At 61.3% G+C, this 20,083-nt stretch carries 17 protein-coding genes and 2 tRNA genes; 4 read left to right on the top strand and 15 right to left on the bottom strand.

Annotated elements, in window-relative coordinates:
* Positions 1-213: 213 nt before the first annotated feature.
* The 6 genes from xsc to LSO07_RS10415 form a co-directional block, all read right to left on the bottom strand.
* Positions 214-2,028 (bottom strand): sulfoacetaldehyde acetyltransferase, encoded by a 1,815-nt coding sequence (gene xsc / locus LSO07_RS10440; RefSeq protein ID WP_099393039.1) that lies wholly within the window; start codon positions 2,026-2,028, stop codon positions 214-216.
* A gap of 226 nt (positions 2,029-2,254) precedes the next feature.
* Positions 2,255-3,265, bottom strand: a complete 1,011-nt coding sequence (locus tag LSO07_RS10435) for a porin (RefSeq protein WP_151093762.1) — start codon at positions 3,263-3,265, stop codon at positions 2,255-2,257.
* 70 nt (positions 3,266-3,335) lie between these two features.
* Positions 3,336-4,160: a thiazole synthase gene (locus tag LSO07_RS10430; protein WP_151093759.1), complete on the bottom strand. Its 825-nt coding sequence runs from the start codon at positions 4,158-4,160 to the stop codon at positions 3,336-3,338.
* Entirely contained in the window at positions 4,157-5,461 is a 1,305-nt protein-coding gene (locus LSO07_RS10425) for a D-amino acid dehydrogenase (RefSeq protein WP_151093756.1), read from the bottom strand. The genes LSO07_RS10430 and LSO07_RS10425 overlap by 4 nt, the downstream gene beginning before the upstream one ends.
* Before the next feature lie 16 nt (positions 5,462-5,477).
* A complete protein-coding gene (locus LSO07_RS10420; RefSeq protein ID WP_151093753.1) occupies positions 5,478-6,542 on the bottom strand; it encodes a YeiH family protein in 1,065 nt (354 codons plus the stop codon).
* Positions 6,543-6,746: 204 nt separating this feature from the next.
* On the bottom strand, positions 6,747-7,616 hold the full coding sequence (locus tag LSO07_RS10415) for an NAD(P)-dependent oxidoreductase (protein ID WP_070278732.1): 870 nt from the start codon (positions 7,614-7,616) through the stop codon (positions 6,747-6,749).
* A 259-nt stretch (positions 7,617-7,875) separates the two neighbouring features.
* Here LSO07_RS10415 and LSO07_RS10410 point away from each other — a divergent pair, with 259 nt between their 5' ends.
* Positions 7,876-8,529, top strand: a complete 654-nt coding sequence (locus LSO07_RS10410; RefSeq protein WP_225317242.1) for a PEP-CTERM sorting domain-containing protein — start codon at positions 7,876-7,878, stop codon at positions 8,527-8,529.
* 48 nt (positions 8,530-8,577) lie between these two features.
* Here the strand turns inward: LSO07_RS10410 and hisC are convergent, their stop codons facing one another.
* On the bottom strand, positions 8,578-9,636 hold the full coding sequence (hisC, locus tag LSO07_RS10405; protein ID WP_151093750.1) for a histidinol-phosphate transaminase: 1,059 nt from the start codon (positions 9,634-9,636) through the stop codon (positions 8,578-8,580).
* Between the two features lie 123 nt (positions 9,637-9,759).
* On the opposite strand from hisC, the gene LSO07_RS10400 reads away from it, so the two are divergent.
* Positions 9,760-10,422, top strand: coding sequence for a hypothetical protein (locus LSO07_RS10400; RefSeq protein WP_151093747.1), 663 nt, complete (start codon positions 9,760-9,762; stop codon positions 10,420-10,422).
* A 168-nt stretch (positions 10,423-10,590) separates the two neighbouring features.
* On the opposite strand, the gene LSO07_RS10395 is transcribed toward LSO07_RS10400, so the two are convergent.
* The 5 genes from LSO07_RS10395 to LSO07_RS10375 form a co-directional block, all read right to left on the bottom strand.
* A tRNA-Ser gene (locus LSO07_RS10395) sits at positions 10,591-10,680 on the bottom strand.
* A 270-nt stretch (positions 10,681-10,950) separates the two neighbouring features.
* Positions 10,951-11,040: transfer RNA gene (locus tag LSO07_RS10390), tRNA-Ser, on the bottom strand.
* A 76-nt stretch (positions 11,041-11,116) separates the two neighbouring features.
* A complete protein-coding gene (gene serS, locus LSO07_RS10385; protein ID WP_070254932.1) occupies positions 11,117-12,406 on the bottom strand; it encodes a serine--tRNA ligase in 1,290 nt (429 codons plus the stop codon).
* Between the two features lie 147 nt (positions 12,407-12,553).
* A complete protein-coding gene (locus LSO07_RS10380) occupies positions 12,554-12,757 on the bottom strand; it encodes a hypothetical protein (RefSeq protein WP_151093744.1) in 204 nt (67 codons plus the stop codon).
* 149 nt (positions 12,758-12,906) lie between these two features.
* Entirely contained in the window at positions 12,907-14,328 is a 1,422-nt protein-coding gene (locus LSO07_RS10375; protein WP_151093742.1) for an aminotransferase-like domain-containing protein, read from the bottom strand.
* A gap of 180 nt (positions 14,329-14,508) precedes the next feature.
* On the opposite strand from LSO07_RS10375, the gene LSO07_RS10370 reads away from it, so the two are divergent.
* Together LSO07_RS10370 and LSO07_RS10365 are read left to right on the top strand one after the other, a co-directional pair.
* Positions 14,509-14,799, top strand: coding sequence for a DUF2917 domain-containing protein (locus LSO07_RS10370; RefSeq protein WP_191909615.1), 291 nt, complete (start codon positions 14,509-14,511; stop codon positions 14,797-14,799).
* Positions 14,796-15,548, top strand: coding sequence for an NAD-dependent epimerase/dehydratase family protein (locus LSO07_RS10365; protein ID WP_151093736.1), 753 nt, complete (start codon positions 14,796-14,798; stop codon positions 15,546-15,548). The genes LSO07_RS10370 and LSO07_RS10365 overlap by 4 nt, the downstream gene beginning before the upstream one ends.
* A gap of 2 nt (positions 15,549-15,550) precedes the next feature.
* On the opposite strand, the gene LSO07_RS10360 is transcribed toward LSO07_RS10365, so the two are convergent.
* From LSO07_RS10360 to LSO07_RS10350, 3 genes are all read right to left on the bottom strand, one after another.
* A complete protein-coding gene (locus tag LSO07_RS10360) occupies positions 15,551-16,870 on the bottom strand; it encodes a replication-associated recombination protein A (RefSeq protein WP_151093734.1) in 1,320 nt (439 codons plus the stop codon).
* Positions 16,871-16,943: 73 nt separating this feature from the next.
* A complete protein-coding gene (gene lolA / locus LSO07_RS10355; protein WP_034786149.1) occupies positions 16,944-17,600 on the bottom strand; it encodes an outer membrane lipoprotein chaperone LolA in 657 nt (218 codons plus the stop codon).
* Between the two features lie 5 nt (positions 17,601-17,605).
* Positions 17,606-19,966 (bottom strand): DNA translocase FtsK, encoded by a 2,361-nt coding sequence (locus LSO07_RS10350; RefSeq protein WP_034786152.1) that lies wholly within the window; start codon positions 19,964-19,966, stop codon positions 17,606-17,608.
* Between the last annotated feature and the right edge of the window lie 117 nt (positions 19,967-20,083).

Here is a 20,083-nt window from a genome sequence, read left to right as displayed (position 1 = left end):
TTCGGTAAAAAAAATGCCGGAACCATGGAAGCATGAAACATGGTTCCGGCACATAAAACCCGGCGAGCCGGGGTCATACAAGGATCGGTCAGGGTGGTCTCGGATTACGCCGGGCCGAGGCCCGGCTAATCCGACCTACACAGTCGCGTAGGTTGGGTAGGTTGGGTAGGTTGGATTAGCCTGAAAGGCGTAATCCAACACTCCAGCAGCAAATCAAACGTAATCTTTGTACTTATCCAGGTGACGCACAGGTTTGCTCAGCGCATCGCGGCGGAACGGGTCGCCCAGCTCGCGCGTGCACATGATTTCGATGATGGTGGTCTTGCCTTCATTCATCTGCATGTCGATCGCCTTCTTCAAGGCCGGGCCCACGTCTTCCAGCTTGTCGACCGTGATGCCTTCGGCACCCATGGCGCGCGCGATTTCCGCGAAGCTCTGGTTGTCGAGTTCACCTGCCACGAAGCGGCGGTTGTAGAAATCCACCTGGTTTTTCTTTTCCGCGCCCCACTGGCGGTTGTGGAACACCACGGCCGTGACGGGAATGTTGTGGCGCACGCAGGTCATCGTTTCCATCAGGCTCATGCCCCAGGCGCCGTCGCCAGCATACGACACGGCTGGACGGTGCGGTGCGGCCACTTTCGCGCCGATGATGGTCGGGAAGGCATAGCCGCAGTTGCCAAAGCTCATCGCCGCAAAGAAGCTGCGCGGCTTTTCAAAGCGCAGATAGCTGTTCGCCACCGAGTTGATGTTGCCGATGTCGGTCGACACCATCACGTCTTCCGGCATGGCTTTTTCCAGCTCGCGCAAGACCTGGCGCGGGTGCAGATAGTTGCCCGGCTCTTTCTTCTGCTCTTCGATCATGTCCAGGCTGTACGCATCCTTCTCGTGCGTCCAGTTGGTCAGCTCCTCTTCCCACGCGGCCTTCTCGGCTTGCACGGTGGCATAGCGTTCGTCGCGGGTGGCGTCGCAGTCGAGCGTCTTGCCGTCCAGGCGCGCAATAATCGCTTTGGCGGCCGCCTTGGCGTCGCCGCAGATGCCCACCGAAATTTTCTTGACCAAACCGAGCATCTTGTTGTCCGCGTCGATCTGGATGATCTTGGCATTCTTCGGCCAGTAATCCATGCCGTGCTGCGGCAAGGTGCCGAACGGTCCCAGGCGCGAACCGAGGGCCACGACGACGTCGGCCTTGGCGATCAGTTTCATCGCCGCCTTGGAACCCTGGTAGCCGAGCGGGCCGCACCACAGCGGATGGCTGGCGGGAAACGAGTCGTTGTGCAGATAGCTGTTGACGACGGGTGCGCCCAGGCGTTCGGCCAGGGCCTTGCACTCTTCGATGGCTTCGCCCATGACGACGCCGCCGCCCGAGATGATCACGGGGAACTTGGCCTTGGCCAGGAGCTCCGCCGCATCGTTGAGGCTTTGTTCGCCGCCGGCGCCGCGATCCAGGCGGTTCGGTTTCGGGATTTCCGCCTTGATTTCTCCATAAAAATAGTCGCGCGGGATGTTCAATTGCGTCGGCCCCATTTCCGACATGGCGCGGTCAAAACAACGGCCCGTGAATTCCGCCATGCGGGCCGGATTCGTCACATGACCTTGATATTTCGTGAATTCCTCGAACATCGGCAGCTGGTTCGCTTCCTGGAAACCGCCCAGGCCCATGCTCATCGTGCCCGTCTCCGGCGTGATGATGACCACCGGCGTGTGCGCCCAGTAGGCGGCAGCGATGGCGGTCACGCAATTGCTGATGCCGGGGCCGTTCTGGCCGATGACCACGCCATGGCGGCCCGAGACGCGGGCATAGCCGTCGGCCATGTGGCCGGCGCCCTGCTCGTGCACGACGGGAATCAAACGGATGCCGGCCGGGGCAAAGATATCCATCGGGTCCATGAAGGCCGAGCCCATGATGCCGAACATATCGGTCACGCCATTGGCGGCCAGGGTTTCCACGAACGCTTCGGAAGGCGTCATCTTTTGCGGGCCCACAGGTATCGCTGCGGCGGCGGCTTTTTGGTCGGACAAATCGGTCATGGCTCAGTCTCCTTACGGTTTTATGAAAAATCGGTATATTTTGTTCCGATATTTGAAATACGTGTTCAATTTAACGGTTGCGAAATGCGCTGTCAATGAAAATTCATGAAAAATCGGACTGTTTCATTCCTGAATCCGGAATCCGTGACTTAGGTCCACTCCTGAAACAACAATGGCGGCTTATCCGCAACAGACAAGCCGCCATCGTTCTCCTTCTGCGCCGCGCTTAGAACTTCAGGCGCATGCCGGCCGTGAAGGCGCTCGAGTTATGCCCAGGCAAGGGCACGCTGCCGCCGCTGGAGGCATCGCCAACGAAATTGGTGCCCGCGCCGTCGTTGTTGATGCGGCCGTACGAGGTGTACAGATTCGTGCGTTTGGACAAGGCATAGGTATAGCCGATGGCCAGCTGGCGCCCGCCGCGGCGCGCATTCGTGCGGTCATCCTTCTTGATGTAGGACGCCATCACGCTGCCCGCCGCGCCTACAGGGGCCGACGCACCCAGCATGACGTTGCGGAAATCCGTGCCCGCATCATCCTTGTCCGTCTCATACGCGGCGTGCAGCTTGGCGGGGCCGAAGTCATAGGTGCCGCCCAGCAAGGTGACTTTCGCCGTGTTCAGCGGCGTATCCTTGCGGTTGTCATGCGCCAGCGTCAGTACCAGCGGGCCATTGGCGTAGTCGATGGAAAAGTCGATGGTGCGGCCCAGGGTGTTGCTGTCCGGCTTTTCGCCCAAGCCATACATGATGGCGGCCGACAAGCCGTTCACCTTTGGCGTTTCATACATGATGGAGTTTTTCGTGCGCAGGCTGGCCACGCTCATCAGGTTGATCGAGGCGCCCGTCATGCCCGTCTCGAAGGGGTCGATATTGTCCAGCGCGGTAAACAGCGGGTTGTGCTGCAAGCCCAGGTTTACGGTACCAAAGCCGCCCGACAGGCCCACGTAAGCCTTGCGGCCGAACAAGGCGCCCTGGCGGTTGGCGCCCGTATCCACGTCGAGGCCGTTTTCCAGCAAGAAATTGGCTTTCAGATTGTTGCCCAGGTCTTCCGTACCCTTGAAGCCGATGCGGCTGCCCGACTGCACGCCGGTGGCCAGCTTGGTGACGGAACCGTCCGCGCCGCCATGTTCGGAGGTCAGGCCCGCGTCGAGCAAGCCGTACACGGTGACGGACGATTGGGCGCTGGCATTTCCGGCAAGGAAGGAGGCCAGGATGGCTGCCGCTACGAGTGTGTGTTTCATGTCATCTCCAGGTATTGTGGTTTTTATAAACGCTTGAAACGATAATCAACTACGGTGCTGCAAACTTGGCTCAGGCGATCAGCCCGGCCATTGGCGACGACGGCGAGGCGTGCATGGCGCCAGGCTGCGTCATACTTTTCGGCATGCGTCCGGCCAGGTAGGCCTCGCGTCCGCCCTGCACTGCCAGTTTCATGGCGCGCGCCATGCGTATCGGTTCGCGCGCCGCCGCGATGGCGGTATTCATCAAAATGCCGTCGCAACCGAGTTCCATGGCGATGGCCGCGTCCGACGCCGTGCCCACGCCTGCATCGACCAGCACGGGTACGCGGGCTTGCTCGATGATCAGCGACAGATTCCACGGATTCAGAATGCCCATGCCCGAGCCGATCAGGGACGCCAGCGGCATGACGGCGATGCAGCCGAGGTCTTCCAGCATGCGCGCCTGGATCGGGTCGTCGCTGCAATACACCATCACCTGGAAGCCGTCGCGCACCAGCTGCTCGGCCGCCTTCAAGGTTTCCGGCATGTTCGGGAACAGGGTCTTTTCATCGCCGAGCACTTCCAGCTTGCACAGCGGGTGGCCGCCCAGCAGCTCGCGCGCCAGTTGCAAGGTATAGACGGCGTCGCGCGCGTTGTAGCAGCCGCCCGTGTTGGGCAGGATCGTGTATTTCGATGGCGGAATGAAGTCGAGCAGGTTCGGCTCGCCCTTCTCCTGGCCGATGTTCACGCGGCGTATCGTCACGGTGACGATCTCGGCGCCGCTCTCTTCGATGGCCAGGCGCGTTTCCTCGAAATCCTTGTATTTGCCCGTGCCCACCAGCAGGCGCGACTGGTAGGTGGTGCCGGCCAGGGTCAGGCCGCCGGGTGCTTGGCTGGGGGTGGCGTCGTCTCTCATCGTGGTGCTCTCCTAAGTTGAACCAAAGCGGTCTCTGGCCGGGGTGGCTCCCCGCAAAACGCAAAATTGACTTCAGGCCGCCGCCCCGACACGAGGTCGGCGATCGCCCTGCCCGCGCCGCAGCCCATGGTCCAGCCCAGGGTGCCGTGGCCCGTGTTGAGGAACAGCTGGCGGTAGCGCGTGGCGCCGATATACGGCACGTTCGAGGGCGTCAGGGGGCGCAGGCCGGCCCAGTAGACAGGGTCGCCGTAATCGCAGGCGTGCGGGAACAGCGCCTGCACGCGGCGCGTGATGGCGGCGCAGCGCACGGGATTGAGTTCGCGCGTGTAGCCGTTCAGCTCGCACGTGCCCGCCACGCGCAGGCGCTCGCCCAGGCGCGAAAACACGAGCTTGTGGCCATCGTCCGTCAGCGAGACGGTCGGTGCGGCGGATGGGTCAAGAATCGGATAGGTGGCGGAATAACCTTTGCCCGGATACAGCATCAAGCGCATGCCCAGCGGCTGCAGCAAGGGCGCGGAAAAGCTGCCCATGGCCACCACCACGGCATCCGCGTGTTCCAGGCGATGGCGCCCTTGCGCATCGATGCATTCCACGCCCGTGATGCGTTCACAGTCCGCCAGCAAGCGCGTCACGGTGGTGCCGTACTGGAAATCCACGCCGGCCGCGGCGGCGCGCGCGGCCAGCGCCGTGGTAAACAGGTGCACGTCGCCCGACTCGTCGCTGGCCGTAAAGTCGCCGCCGACGATGTGCGGGCGCGCATGGGCCAGGGCCGGTTCCAGCCGTATCACTTCATCGGCGCTGACGGTATTGCGCGGGCAGCCCAGCTCGCGCAAGAGGGCGGCACCCGCTTGCGATTTATCAAACTCCTGCTGCTCCGTATAGAAATGCAGGATGCCCCGCTCCAGGTGGTCGTAGGCGATGCCCGTCTCGCGCCGCAAGGCTTGCAGGCTCTGCCGGCTGTACTCGGCCAGGGCAACGATCTGCCGCATATTGCGCGACACGCGCGACGGCAAACACTCGCGCAGGTAATGCAGCGCCCACTGCCATTGCAGCGTATCGAGGCGGGGCCGGAACAGCAGCGGCGCATCGTCCTTGCCCAGCCAGCGCACGACCTTGCGCAGGGTGGCGGGATTGGCCCACGGTTCCGCATGCGAGACGGATATCTGCCCGCCATTGCCGAAGCTGGTTTCCTGCGCCGCGCCCGCCTGACGCTCGAGCACGCGCACGTCGTGGCCCGCCTGACGCAAGTACCAGGCCGATGCCGTGCCGACCACGCCGGCGCCGAGGACTAGGATCTTCATGGCGGGCCCGGGTCGCTTAGCGCGTCAGCAGCACGGCGATGGCGACAAAGGCGGCGATCCACACGGTTTCCATCACCAGCATGATCACGGGACGCCAGCCCAGCGAGGCCAGCGACTGGAACGACGTTTTCACGCCCAGCGCGGCGATGGCGATGACGAGGCAGGCGCGCGAGGCATTGTTGATCCAGCCATTCACTTCCTGCGGAATCAGGCCCAGGCTATTCGTGATGACGAGCCACACAAAGCCGATCAGGAAGAATGGCACGAGCGGCGGCGCATCGACTTCGCTCTTGCCATCCTTGCGCTTGAACATGATCGACAGGCCCAGCACGACAGGCACGAGGCAAGCGACGCGCGTCAGCTTGACGAAGGTGGCCACGTCGCCCGTGTGATTACTGACCAGGTAGCCGGCGCCCACCACTTGCGCCACGTCATGAATCGTGCCGCCGATGAACACGCCCGCTTCCGTCGGATCAAAGCCCAGCAGCTTGACCAGCAGCGGGTAGACGATCATGGCCAGGGTCGACAGGGTCGTCACGCCCACCACCGTCAGCAGCGTGAATTTTTCGTTTTCCTTGGTTTGCGGCAGCACGGCCGAGATGGCCAGCGCGGCCGAGGCACCACAGATGGCCACGGAACCGCCCGACAGGATGCCTTCCGTGATGGGGCGTTTCAGCCACCTGGCCAGCAGGTAGCCGAAGCCCAAAGTTGCCACCAGGCCGCCGACGACGATCAATAACGGCATCACGCCCACGGAAGCGATCTGGTTGAAGGTGATGCGCGCGCCCAGCAGGGCCACGCCCGTGCGCAGCAGCACCTTGCTGCAAAACTCGATGCCGGGCTTGCAGGTGGGGTCGGAGGCGAGGAAGTGGAAAGCCAGGCCGAAGAACAGCGCATACAGCAACTGGGGGCCGCCGTAATTGCTGGAAATAAAGGTGGCCGACAGGGCGATCACCAGCGCGATGGCCACGCCGGGCCAGCTGCGCAGCACGGCGCGGGGACGCCAGATGGCAACGGCGGAAGACAGGTAGGGAATGTTCTTGTCGACAACGCGTGTTATCGCTGAGGAGTTGGTTTTCATGCGGGTCCACTCATAATGTTTTAAAAATTGGGACATTTCATCTCGTTTTTTAATAATACACGATGAGCTAGCGAAGTCCATGCTTTTCCATGAAAATCGAAACCAGATGTTCCGGAAACTGACGTTTTAAGGTTAATGCTGGCGTAAACGACAAACGGCGCGGCCCTTTGCAGGGACGCGCCGCCGTGGCTGGCCGTTGAACGATTACTTTTTGTTCAGGCGGGTAATCAGACTGGATGTATCAAAGCGGTTGCCGCCCGCCTGTTGCACTTCGCCATAGAACTGGTCCGTCAAGGTCGTCACGGGCAAGTCGCTGCCGTTGCGCTTGGCTTCGGCGAGGCAGATGCCGAGGTCCTTGCGCATCAGGTCGACGGCAAAACCGAAGTCGAACTTGCGCTCTATCATGGTCTTGCCCCGGTTTTCCAGCTGCCACGACTGCGCCGCGCCCTTGGAAATCACGTCGACGACCAGGGCCGCATCGAGGCCCGCGTTTTCCGCAAAGGCGATGCCTTCGCTCAAAGCTTGCACCAGGCCGGCGATGCAGATCTGATTGACCATCTTCGTCAGCTGGCCGGAACCGGAAGCGCCCATGTAGGTGACGGCGCGCGAGAACAGGGCGATGACAGGCTCGGCCCGTGCATACGCCTCGGCATCTCCGCCCGCCATCACCGTCAGCTTGCCGTTTTCCGCGCCCGCCTGGCCGCCGGACACAGGCGCGTCGAGGAAGAACACGCCCTGCTCTTTCGCCGCCGCGTGGATGGTGCGCGCCGCTTCGGCCGAAGCCGTCGTGTGATCGATCAGGATGCTGCCCGGCGCCATGGCGGACAGCAAGCCGCCCTCTTCCAGAATGACCTGGTACAGGTCGTTATCGTTGCCGATGCAGGTGAAGACGAACTCGGCGCCGGCCGCCGCGGCAGCCGGCGTGGCGGCGCTGCTGCCCTTGTGCTGTTCCAGCCAGGCGGCCGCGCGAGCCGGGTTGCGGTTGTACACGGTGACGTCGTGCCCGCCCGCCGCCAGGTGACCTGCCATGGGGAAACCCATGACGCCCAAACCGATGAATGCCACTTTTGCCATATTGTCCGTCCTGTCGATGAATGAATCCGATTATTGTTGCACAAATGGCCCGTGGCGGCAGCATGGCGCGGCCCTGCGCGACGTTTGGCGTACACGCAGTGGTGATTGGGAAACATCCGCTTTTCAGCTATACAAGACGAAAATTATCATAAAGAACTTTGTATTGCATTTTTTTCTAGTTAATATTATATTGAATTGGCATTATAAATAAGTAAACTTTTGCCGCATCCTTTTCCCAACCCTTGTGAAGGAGTCGATCTTGCAAACTGCATTCTCCCGCCTGAAAATCATGAGCGCCGCCGCCCTGCTGCTCGCCGCCAGCGCCGCACACGCAGACATCACGGTGTTTACCAGCCAGTCCGCCTATCTGGCAGCGGTCGGCAATACCGGCGTCGACACCTTTGATGATTTACCCATCGATGCGCTCGACGGCCCGCTGAACCGCAACGCGGGCAGCTATGCCTACACGGTCAGCAGCGTTGGCGCCTCGCCCATCCTGTATGGCGCAGGCACGGGCAGCGACAACTGGCTGAGTACGAACGACCGCAACGACAGCGTGGTGTTCTCCAACTTTTCCAGTGCCGTACGCGGTGTGGGGGGATTCTTCTTCGGATCGAACTTTGCCGGCGAATATGCCAATGGCCAGAGCATCACGCTGACAGCGCGCAATGCACTGGGCGAGCTGCTCAGCTATGATCTGGCCCTGCCGACGCAAGCTTCGTTTATCGGCTTCGTGTCGTCGGGCGCGTTCTCCGACCTGTCCGTCAGCACAGCCGGACAGATCGGCATCTGGCCAACCATCAATAACCTGTCCGTGTCGGCCGTACCGGAGCCAGCCACTTACGGCATGCTGCTGGGCGGCCTGGGCTTGCTCGGCTTCATGGCGCGCCGCCGCCGAGTCAGCCAGCAGTAAGCAAACTGGCGCCTGGTACGGCTGCCGGCAGCCGTACCAGGCCTGCCATCACGACAATATCTCGCGCAACGCCGCCATCAAGGCTGCGCACTCGCCCACATTACCAATGCTGATGCGCAAATACTGGCTGATGCGCGGCGCATTGAAGTGGCGCACGATCACGGAGCGGGCACGCAAGCCGGCGGCAAGTTGCGCCGCGTCATGCTGCGGATGACACGCAAAGACAAAGTTGGCCACCGAGGGCAGTACCTCGAAGCCCAGCGCCGCCAAGTCCGCCGTCAGCTGTTCGCGGGTGGCAATAACGGCCTGGCGCGTCTGCTGGAAATACGCTTCGTCGTGCAGCGATGCGACGGCCCCGGCCAGCGCCAGCCGGTCCAGCGGATACGAGTTGAAACTGTTCTTGACTCTTTCCAGCGCCTCGATCAAGTCCGGATGCCCGAATGCACAGCCCACGCGCAAGCCGGCCAGCGAGCGCGATTTCGAGAACGTCTGCACCACCAGCAAGTTCGGATACCGCGCCACCAGGGCCACGGCGCTCTCGCCGCCGAAATCCACATACGCTTCATCGACCACCACCACGGCATCGGGATGAGCGCACAGCAAGGTTTCCACGCCGGCCAGCGGCAAGTCCACGCCCGTGGGGGCGTTAGGATTGGGGAAGATGATGGCGCCGCACGGCCCCTGGTAATCTTCCGGACGGATGCGCATGGCATCGTCGAGCGCTACCGTGCGGTAATCGATGCCGTACAGCTTGCAATACACGGGGTAGAAGCTGTAGCTGATGTCCGGGAACAGCAGCGGCGCATCGTGCTTGAGCAAGGCCATGAAGGCCAGCGCCAGCACTTCGTCGGAGCCATTGCCGACGAACACTTGATTGCTGTTCAAGCCGTGGTAGCCGGCCAGGGTTTGCTTCAGTTCGCTGGCGGACGGATCAGGGTAGAGGCGCAGGCTGTCGTTGGCTGCTTCGCGCAGTGCGGCGAGCACCTGCGGCGACGGACCGTAGGGATTTTCGTTGGTGTTGAGTTTGACTAGGTTGGGCAGTTTGGGTTGCTCGCCCGGGATGTAGGGGGTCAGCTCGCTGACGATATTGCTCCAGAATCGGCTCATTGCTTGGGTATGGGGACAGGATGGGGATACGGTAGATTACCATAGGGTGAGCGGGGTCAAGGCGGACACTATCGGCGAGGAGTAGCGTGGGCGGCATCGGCCCCAACGTGAAGAGGACGCAGCATGAACAGCATGCACAAGCTGAGCGATACGCAGGCGCGGCATGGCGCGCTGACGCAACAGTCACGCCAGCGCAAGATCGATGCGTGGCTACAGGTCGCAGCCAGTCTCAGCGAGCAGATCACCGTCGAATTGCAGACTGCCACGGAGCAGCTACAGGGCGAAGGAATGGCCGACTTGCAGCGCGTGACGGCGCTGGCGCAACGCCTGGCAAGCAATAGCAAAGCCATGCGCGATACCCTCGGGACACTGTTTGACAGCGGTGAAAAAAGCGAGGAGCATGCAGTGACAAGCACGGAGGATTGCGCCATGGACGAGCAAGTCAACACGCTGGGAAAGGACATGGCCAGTGTGAAACTGGACGTAAAGGATGTAAAGGCCAATGTGACTGACATCAGAGTCGATGTTGCCGGCCTGAAAACGGATGTCACTAGTCTCAAGGTGGATGTTGCTGGTCTGAAAACGGATGTCGCTGCTCTCACGACCGATGTCGGCGTTCTCAAGACGGATGTCAGTGGCTTGAAACTGGACCTCGCTGTGGTGCGCTCCAATTATGCGACCAAGTCCGATGTGGCTGAGGCGAAGTCGGCTGTCATCCTGTCGTGTGTGGGGACGATCATTGCCATGTCGGGCGTCGCGTTTGCGGTGGCGAGGCTAGTGCATTAGATTGCGTTTGTGGGAGCGCTGGCTTTCAAAGCCTGAATGGAGGAAAAAACGCCTTGCGCTGCGCGCTTTGGGCGGTTTTTTCTACCTGCCTTATTGCGCTGGCGGCTCGCCTTGCACATGTGGCGGGTATAAAAAAAGCTCCCTTGCGGGAGCTTCTCTTATGTATTCTGGCGGAGAGGGTGGGATTCGAACCCACGGTACGATTTAACGTACGCTTGATTTCGAGTCAAGTACATTCGACCACTCTGCCACCTCTCCGTTTACTGCGGTCTATTCGTTCAAACTGACGTGCCTGTTTGAACGAGGCGCTATTTTAGCATGGGGATTGTTGGGTTGGGTAGGGGTTTTATTGGCGATTTGCAACTGAGGGCTGGTAGCCAAACCAAAAAACCAATTGGTCGATTCGGGGAGCCTCGCGCGAATACGCGCTCGTCTTCGAATCCCACGCGCAAGGCGCGCAGGCGCCTTGCTCCTCTTCGCCGCCACAAATAAAAAAAGCTCCCTTGCGGGAGCTTTCTCTATTTGTTCTGGCGGAGAGGGTGGGATTCGAACCCACGGTACGATTTAACGTACGCTTGATTTCGAGTCAAGTACATTCGACCACTCTGCCACCTCTCCATTTGCTGCGGTCTTTCCCGCATTGCTGCGAGAAGGCAAGATTATAGCAGCCCGCGGCGAAAAGAAAAGGACTATTTTAGGCCTTCAGATGCGTCAGGCCACCCATGTATGGGCGCAGCACGGCCGGGATCTCGACGCTGCCGTCTGCCTGCTGGTAGTTTTCCAGCACGGCCACCAGGGTGCGGCCCACTGCCAGGCCGGAGCCGTTCAGAGTGTGGGCCAGTTCCGGCTTGCCGGCGGCGTTACGGAAACGCGCCTGCATGCGGCGGGCCTGGAAGGCTTCGCAGTTCGACAGGGACGAGATTTCACGGTAGGTGTTTTGCGCCGGCAGCCATACTTCCAGGTCGAAGGTCTTGGTGGCGCCGAAACCCATGTCGCCCGTGCACAGCGACATCACGCGGTATGGCAGGCCCAGGCGTTGCAAAATCGTTTCCGCATGGCCGACCATTTCATCGAGCACCTGGTACGACGTGTCCGGATGCACCACTTGCACCATTTCCACCTTGTCGAACTGGTGCTGGCGGATCATGCCGCGCGTGTCGCGACCGTAGCTGCCCGCTTCCGAACGGAAGCATGGCGTATGGGCCGTCATTTTCAGGGGCAGTTGATCCAGCGCGAGGATTTCATCGCGTGCGATATTGGTCAGCGACACTTCCGACGTCGGGATCAGGTAGAAGGTCTCGCCCTCGCCTTCCGCGCCGCCTTTTTTCACCGAGAACAGGTCGGCTTCGAATTTCGGCAGCTGACCCGTGCCGCGCAGCGAGTCGGCATTGACCATGTACGGGGTATAGCATTCCGTGTAGCCGTGCTCGTCCACGTGCGTGTTGAGCATGAATTGCGCCAGCGCGCGGTGCAGGCGGGCGATGCCGCCCTTCATGACGGAGAAGCGCGAGCCGGTCAGCTTGGTGGCCACTTCGAAATCGAGGCCCAGCGGGCCGCCCACATCGACGTGATCCTTGACTTCAAAGTCAAAAGTGCGTGGCGTGCCGACCTTGCGCACTTCCACGTTGCCCGACTCGTCCGTACCCAGAGGCGACGATTCGTGCGGCAAATTCGGCACGGCCATGATGAAGTCGCTCAGCTTGGCTTGCACTACGCTCAGGGCCGCCTCATCGGCTTTCAATTCATCGCCCAGGCCGGCCACTTGCGCCATCACGGCCGAGGTGTCTTCCCCCTTGCCTTTCAACATGCCGATTTGCTTGGACAGCGCATTGCGCTTGCCTTGCAGCTCTTCGGTGCGCGTCTGGATCGCCTTGCGTTCGGCTTCGAGGGCATTGAAACCTGCCACGTCGAGCTGGAATTTGCGCGTCGCCAGGCGTTCTGCGACGGTGGCGATGTCTTTACGGAGAAGTTGGATATCTATCATGGGTGGATGGCGGTGCCGATGTATCGAAAGCACTCATTGTACCAAGACCCGTTCAGTTCTTTATGAGTTTTGCACATGGCCAACCATCGTCATGGCGGCATGGCCGGGCACTCGCACCCGCTTTACATTGTCTGCTTAGCTTATTGCTTAAATGAACGCGGCTTTTTCGGCAGCGGTCAGGCGGCGGGCGCTGACGGTAACGACGGGCATCGTGCTGTCGGCAGCCTGGGCGATCACGGTGGAGGTGGCGCTCACTTCCACCGTATTCGCGCCGGCGGTGGCGAAGCTGGCGCCGATGGCGATGATGGCGGCGGCGACAAAGGTGATTTCCATGTTTTTCAGTGCGTTCATGATGTTACTCCTGGTTAGTTTTTTTCGTTGACTGCTGCTGGTATGGTGGTACTTTAGCCAACGGCCGCGAACAACGCCACCGGCTTGCGACCAGCGGCGAAAAACAGGGAGCGAACGGTGAAAAACGGGGACTGAAGCGCAGAGAATAGTTACAAGGCATCCTTGACCAGACGGCCCAGGCGGCCGATGGCCTGCTCGATGCGCGGCGTCCACGCATTGCCGCAATTGAGACGCAGATAATTGCCGAACTTGCCCGAGGCCGAGAACAGCTGGCCCGGCATATACGCCACGCCTTCCGCGATGGCCTGGCCGTGCAGGGCCAGCGCATCGATATGCGGCGGCATCTGCACCCACAGCACGAAACCGCCCTGCGGCTCGGACAGCATGCAGTCCGCCGGGAAGCTGGCCACCACGGCGTCGGACATGCGGGCGATGCGCTGCACCAGGGTGCGCCGCATCTTGCGCAGCTGCTGGTCGTAACTGCTGCCTTCCAAAAAGTCGGCCAGCACGGCCTGGAAGAAATGGCTGGTGGCACCGCTCGACACGGTTTTGAGCAAAGCCACTTCCTGCGCGAAACGCCCGGCCAGCACGTAGCCGACGCGCGACGCGGGCGTGATGGCCTTGGAAAACGAGGAACACAATAAAACGTTGCCGCTCGTATCGTAGGCTTTCACGGGCCACGGCCGCTGCGGTGCAAAGCACAGGTCGCCATACACATCGTCTTCCACCAACGGAATATTGAATTCCGACAGCAGGCCCGCCAGGCGCTTCTTGTTTGCTTCCGGCATGACGCAACCGAGCGGGTTGTTCGCGTTCGGCACGAACAGGCACGCTTGCACGAGGCCGGCACGCAGGGCCAGCTCGAGCGCGTCGAGCGACGGCCCCGTCTTCGGGTCGGTGGGAATTTCCAGCGCCTTCATACCCAGGCTTTCGATCATCTGCAGCAGCACGAAATACGTGGCCGACTCGATGGCGATGGTGTCGCCCGGCTTGGCGACGGCGCGCAGGCACAGGCTGATCGCTTCCGTGCAGGAATTCGTCACGACGATCTCTTGCGGGTCCAGCTTGCCCCAGTCCAGCGCCCGGCGCGCAACCTGGCGCAGGAAATTGCCTTCGCTGACGTCGTAGCAGCTGACCTTGCTCAATAAAGCGGGTTCGCGCCGCGCCACGGCGCTGATGGTGCGCTGCATGCGCTTGATGGGCAGTATCTCGTCGGGCGGCCAGGCCGTGCCCAGCTGCACGATATCGGACGTTTCGTTGTCCTTCAGCACGCGCATCAACAGATTGTTGATGCCGACAAAGGCCGGTTCCTTCAGGTGCTGGGCGTCGGCACTGCACGGGCGGCGTGGCGCGCGGTGGCGCACGAAATAGCCGGACTGGGGCCGCGCATCGACCTGCCCCCGGTCTTCCATCAAGCGCAAGGCTTGCATCACGGTACTGATGGAGATGCGCTTTTGCTGCGCCAGGTGGCGGATCGACGGCAGGCGGTCGCCGGGCGCGAACACGCGCGAGTCGATCAAGGCGCCCAGCTCGTTGGCCAGGTGCTCGTACAGATTCAAATGCGCGCTCATGTTCATCCTTTCAGTATGCGGCTGCCGCGCGTCGCCGGCACAGATACAGTTGCCGAGTTTTTTGATAAGCACAGTCTACGACAAGGGACACTGTATTCATGACAATTTCGTTTTCCTGCATCTGTCATGGTTCACTGCAAGGGCCTAAGCTGTTCCTGTCAGCACAACAGGAGCGATGCCATGCATACCGACCACGAATTACGCAGCGAACGGCCTTTACGCCTGGAAAAAGCGCATGCCAAGGTCATCGAATGCCTGTCCGGCACGGCGTGGATCACGGCCTACGCCCAGTTCGAGGATTGCGTGCTGCGCAGCGGCGAACGCTATACGATACCGAATGACGGCCTGGTGCTGGTCGAAGCCGTGGGCAGCGGACACATCCGCGTGCATGGGACTGCCGCACCCCGCCCTACCCTGCTGCGCTGGCTGAACCTGGCACTGCCTCACACACTGAACACAAGGAATACATGACTAAAGAATCACTGCGTCAAGCGCCTTTGCGCGTCCTCGTCACGGGCGCCGCCGGCGTTATCGGCACCGTTTTCTGGAAGAGCCGGCACGGGGAATTCCCCCTGCGCCTGGCCGACCTGCACACAGGCAAGCTGGCCGAAGCGCCCTGCCCATCCATTCAACTCGACGTGGCCGACTATGCCGCCTGCCTGGCCGCCTGCGCCGATATCGATGTGGTGCTGCACCTGGCCGGCGTGCCGCACGCCAGCGCCGATTTCGATACGCAATTGCTGCAGCCGAATATCCTCGGCACGCACAATATCTTCCGCGCGGCACGGGCGCAAGGTGTGAAAAGAGTCGTGTTTGCCAGCAGCGCGCAAGCCATCGAAGGCTATCCGCTGGACGCGCAAGTGCATGAGCACATGCCGGCGCGGCCAGCAAACATGTATGGCGCCAGCAAGGCCTTCGGCGAAGGCGTGGCCTCGGCGTTCGCGCACCAGCATGGCATGACGGCGATTGCCGTGCGCATCGCCAATGTGGCCAACTTTGCGCCAGGCCAGCAGCACAGCGCGCGCGACGTGGCCGCCTTCATCAGCGAACGGGACGTGGTGCAATTGCTGGCGCGCTGCATCGCCGCCGACGTGCCCCCCGGCTACCACGTCGTGCATGGCGTGTCGGACAACCGCTACAAGCGGCTGTCCATCGCGGCGACGCGCCAGCTGGTGGGCTACGCGCCGCAGGATGACGGTTTTACCTTGCTGGGCCTGTAGCCTCAGCCCTTGCTGGCTGGTTTTCCCGCTTTGCGGTCCAGCTCGCGCAGCCAGGCCAATTTATCGGCGATCTTGCTTTCCAGGCCGCGCGGCACGGGCTGGTACCAGCCCGGTTCCGCCATGCCGTCCGGAAAATAGGTTTCGCCGGCCGCATATGCATCGGGCTCGTCGTGCGCATAGCGGTAGGCGTGGCCGTAGCCCAGTTCCTTCATCAGCTTCGTCGGCGCATTGCGCAAGTGCACGGGCACTTCCTTGGATTTATCTTTCTTGACGAAAGCCATGGCCGTATTGAACGCGTTATAGCCGGCATTGCTTTTCGCGGCAATCGCCAGGTAAATCACTGCTTGGCCCAGCGCCAGCTCGCCTTCCGGCGAACCGAGGCGTTCATACGTTTCCGCCGCGTCATTGACCATGGTCAAGGCACGGGGATCGGCCAGGCCGATGTCTTCCCAGGCCATGCGCACGATGCGCCGCGACAGGTAGCGCGGGTCGGCACCGCCGTCGATCATGCGGCAAAACCAGTACAGGGCCGCATCGGGGTTCGAGCCGCGCACGGACTTATGCAGTGCGGAAATCTGATCATAGAAATTGTCGCCACCCTTGTCGAAGCGGCGTGAATTGAGGGTCAGCGCATTGTCGACAAAGGCCGCGTCGATCTTCGTCGTGCCCGTCGAGCTGGCGGCTGTCTCGGCCTGTTCCAGCAAATTCAGGAAACGGCGCGCATCACCATCCGCATAGCCGATCAGGGTATCGGCGGCCGCCTCGTCGAAGGTCAGGTGCGTCAGGGCCGTGCTTTGCGCCTTGGCCAGCAACTGCTTCATCTCGTCTTCGTTGAGCGATTTCAACACATACACTTGCGCGCGCGACAGCAGCGCCGAGTTCACTTCAAAGCTGGGGTTTTCCGTCGTCGCGCCAATGAACGTCACCAGGCCCGATTCCACGAAAGGCAGCAAGGCGTCCTGCTGCGACTTGTTGAATCTGTGGATTTCGTCGACGAACAGCAGGGTGTGCTTGCCGAACTGGTCCAGGCTGTGGCGGGCCTGGTCCATGGCTGCACGGATATCTTTTACGCCAGCAAACACGGCTGACAAAGCGATGAATTCGCTGTCGAAGGCGTTCGCCATCAGGCGCGCCAGGGTCGTCTTGCCCACGCCGGGCGGTCCCCACAAGATCATCGAGTGGGCCTTGCCCGCCTCGAACGCCAGGCGCAGCGGCTTGCCCACGCCCAGCAGGTGCGTCTGGCCGATGACTTCGTTCAGGGTGGCCGGCCGCAAGGCTTCAGCCAGCGGCTGGCGCGGTGCGGTGGAAAAGAGATCCGCCATAATGAGTTACCTAATAAGAATGCAAAAGCCCCGCATTGCTGCGAGGCCGGCTCATACGCAAGGCGCGACAGTCTTAATTATTAATGACGTCGGCGCCCTTGGGCATGACAAATTTAAAGTGATTGGCCGAAAGCGCCGGATTTTTCTGGAAGTTCTTGAACGCCAGCACCGACGTCTGGCCGAACGAATCGCGCAACTCCATCGCTTCCGGCACGCCGTTGCGCAGGCCGATGGTGATTTCATCAAACGTCGTGTCCTTGGCTTTCGGCGTGGCCTTCAGCCATTCCAGGCCATCGCGCGTGCCCGCTTCGGCCAGGGTGAAATTCTTTTCCAGGTCGTTGCTGCCGAACAAAATTGCGGCTGGCGAGGAGCCGAGCGCATCGCCCAGTTTCTTGACCGTCACCTGGCTCAAGTCCTTGTCGTAGATATACAGCTTGTCGCCGTCCGCTTGCAGCAGCTGCTCGTACGGCTTCAGATACGTCCAGATAAACTTGCCCGGACGGGCAAACTCGAACGTGCCGCTGGCAGGCGTCGACACTTTCGCCTTGCCGCTGGCATCCGCCTTCTTGACTTGCCGCTGCACGAACTCGCCCTTGGCCGACTTGGTGCCGGCCGCAAAGCTCTTGAATTGCTCGAGGGCGCTGGCCGAGGCGCTGGCCGCGAACAGCAGGCTGCAGGCAACGCTGGCTGCGCCGATCATCATTTTTGCTGCGAAAGTCGTGTTCTTCATTCTGTTTACCCTTGTTCACTACTGGCCGCCGGCACCAGGATTTCCCGGTTGCCATTGGATTGCATGGTTGAGACCACCCCGCTCTGCTCCATCTGCTCAAGCAGACGGGCGGCGCGGTTGTAGCCGATGCGCAAATGACGCTGCACCAGCGAAATCGAGGCGCGGCGGTTTTTCAGCACCACCGCCACCGCCTGGTCGTACAGGGCATCGGCCTCGCCGCCGCCCTCGCCCGGCGCGCCGCCTTCGGCGCCGTCGCCTTCCAGGGTGCCGCCTTCGAGGATGCCCTCGATGTAATTCGGTTCGCCCTGCAGCTTGAGATGGCTGACAACGCGGTGGACTTCTTCATCGGAAACAAACGCGCCGTGCACGCGCATCGGCAAGCCGGTGCCGGGCGGCATGTACAGCATGTCACCCATGCCCAACAGGGTTTCCGCGCCCATCTGGTCGAGAATGGTGCGCGAGTCGATCTTCGACGATACCTGGAAGGCGATACGCGTCGGGATATTTGCCTTAATCAGGCCCGTGATCACGTCTACAGATGGGCGCTGCGTGGCCAGAATCAAGTGCAAGCCGGCGGCGCGCGCCTTTTGCGCGATACGCGCGATCAATTCCTCGACTTTTTTACCAACCACCATCATCAGATCGGCCAGCTCATCGATGATGATGACGATGGTCGGCAGTTTTTCCAGCGGCTCCGGCGAATCCGGCGTCAGGCTGAACGGATTCGGGATATGTTCCTCGCGCTTTTTCGCGTCGGCAATCTTGGCGTTATAGCCGGCCAGGTTACGCACGCCCATCTTGCTCATCAGCTTGTAGCGGCGTTCCATCTCGTTCACGGCCCAGTTCAGCGCATGGCCAGCCTGGCGCATGTCCGTCACGACGGGCGCCAGCAAGTGCGGAATGCCTTCATACACGGACATTTCCAGCATCTTCGGATCGATCAGGATCAGACGCACGTCGAGCGGGTCGGACTTGTACAGCAGCGACAAAATCGTCGCATTGATGCCGACCGACTTACCGGAACCGGTGGTGCCGGCCACCAGCAAGTGGGGCATCTTGGCCAGATCCGCCACGACGGGCTTGCCGGCGATATCCTTGCCCAGCGCAATCGTCAGGCTGGACACGCCATCGTTGTAGACCTTGGAGCCGAGGATTTCCGTCAGGCGCACGATCTGGCGTTTACTATTCGGCAGTTCCAGCGCCATATAGTTCTTACCGGGAATGGTTTCCACCACCCTGATTGACGTCAAGGACAGCGAACGGGCCAGGTCGCGCGCCAGGCCGACGATCTGACTGCCCTTGACGCCCGTGGCCGGCTCGATTTCATAGCGCGTCACCACCGGGCCGGGGTAAGCGGCCACTACCTTGGCATCCACGCCAAAGTCGGACAATTTCTTTTCGATCAGGCGGCTAGTAAACTCCAGGGTTTCCACGGAGACTGTTTCCACCACGGGCGGCGCTTCATCGAGCAAGGACAGCGGCGGCAGCTTGCCGTCGCCAGGGGTTTCAAACAGATGCGCCTGGCGTTCCTTTTCCACGCGCTCCGATTTCACCACCGTCACAACCTGCGGCTCGATCTTCACGGGTGGCGCGGCCACATGTTTCTCCACATGCTTGGCCCGCTCGATCACCACCACTTCGTCGCGGCGCACGGCGGCCACTTCGCCCTGGCGGCGGTCTTCGCGGTCCTGGTAGCGCAGCACGAACCAGTTGAAGGCGTCTTCGATGGCGCCGCCGATGCGCTCGGCCACTTGCAGCCAAGACACGTGGAAGAACAGACTGAAACCCAGGCCGAACAGCAGCAACAGCAGCAAGGTCGCGCCCGTAAAACCGAAGGCCACGTGGGCCGAGTGCCCCACCAGCTGGCCCAGCACGCCGCCCGGATCGCGCGGCAGCTGCACGTGCAGGCTCTTTGCCATGCGCAGGTATTCGAGGCCCATGCTGCCGATCAGCATGATGGAGAAGCCGACGATGCGGATCAGCATCTCGACATGGTGTTCGCGCTCCACCTCTTCCTCTTCCAGCAGGAAGCGCTTACTCAACCGGCGATAGCCATGCCACACCGTGCGCAGCAGCCACACGCACCACCACCAGGCGGAAAAACCGAAGATATACAGCAACAGATCGGAAAAGGTCGCACCGAGCTTGCCGCCCAGGTTGGCCACCTTGTCGACGTTGGTGGCGTGCGACCAGCCGGGGTCGAGCTTGTTGAAGCTGGCCAGTATCAGCACGAAATACAGGGCAAACGCGGCCAGCGCGAACCAGCGCGCCTCGGACAGCAGCCGCACCAGCCGGTTGGGCAAGGGCCGGCGTTCGACCGGTTTTCGGGTGTAGCTATTTTGATTGGCCTGGGCTGGTTTAGTCATTCTGGGAAGCGCTGCAAGGTGATAAATGTTTCTGAAAGGGAATTTCCCATAATAAGGAAGTATTCTAAGCCATATATGCCCCGGACGGCCCCACGATTCGTCGCTACAGGCGGCTTG

It is taken from the genome of Janthinobacterium sp. PLB04, assembly GCF_021165895.1.
GTDB classification, from domain to species: domain Bacteria; phylum Pseudomonadota; class Gammaproteobacteria; order Burkholderiales; family Burkholderiaceae_D; genus Janthinobacterium; species Janthinobacterium lividum.
This window is presented reverse-complemented; position numbering and strand designations above follow the sequence as displayed.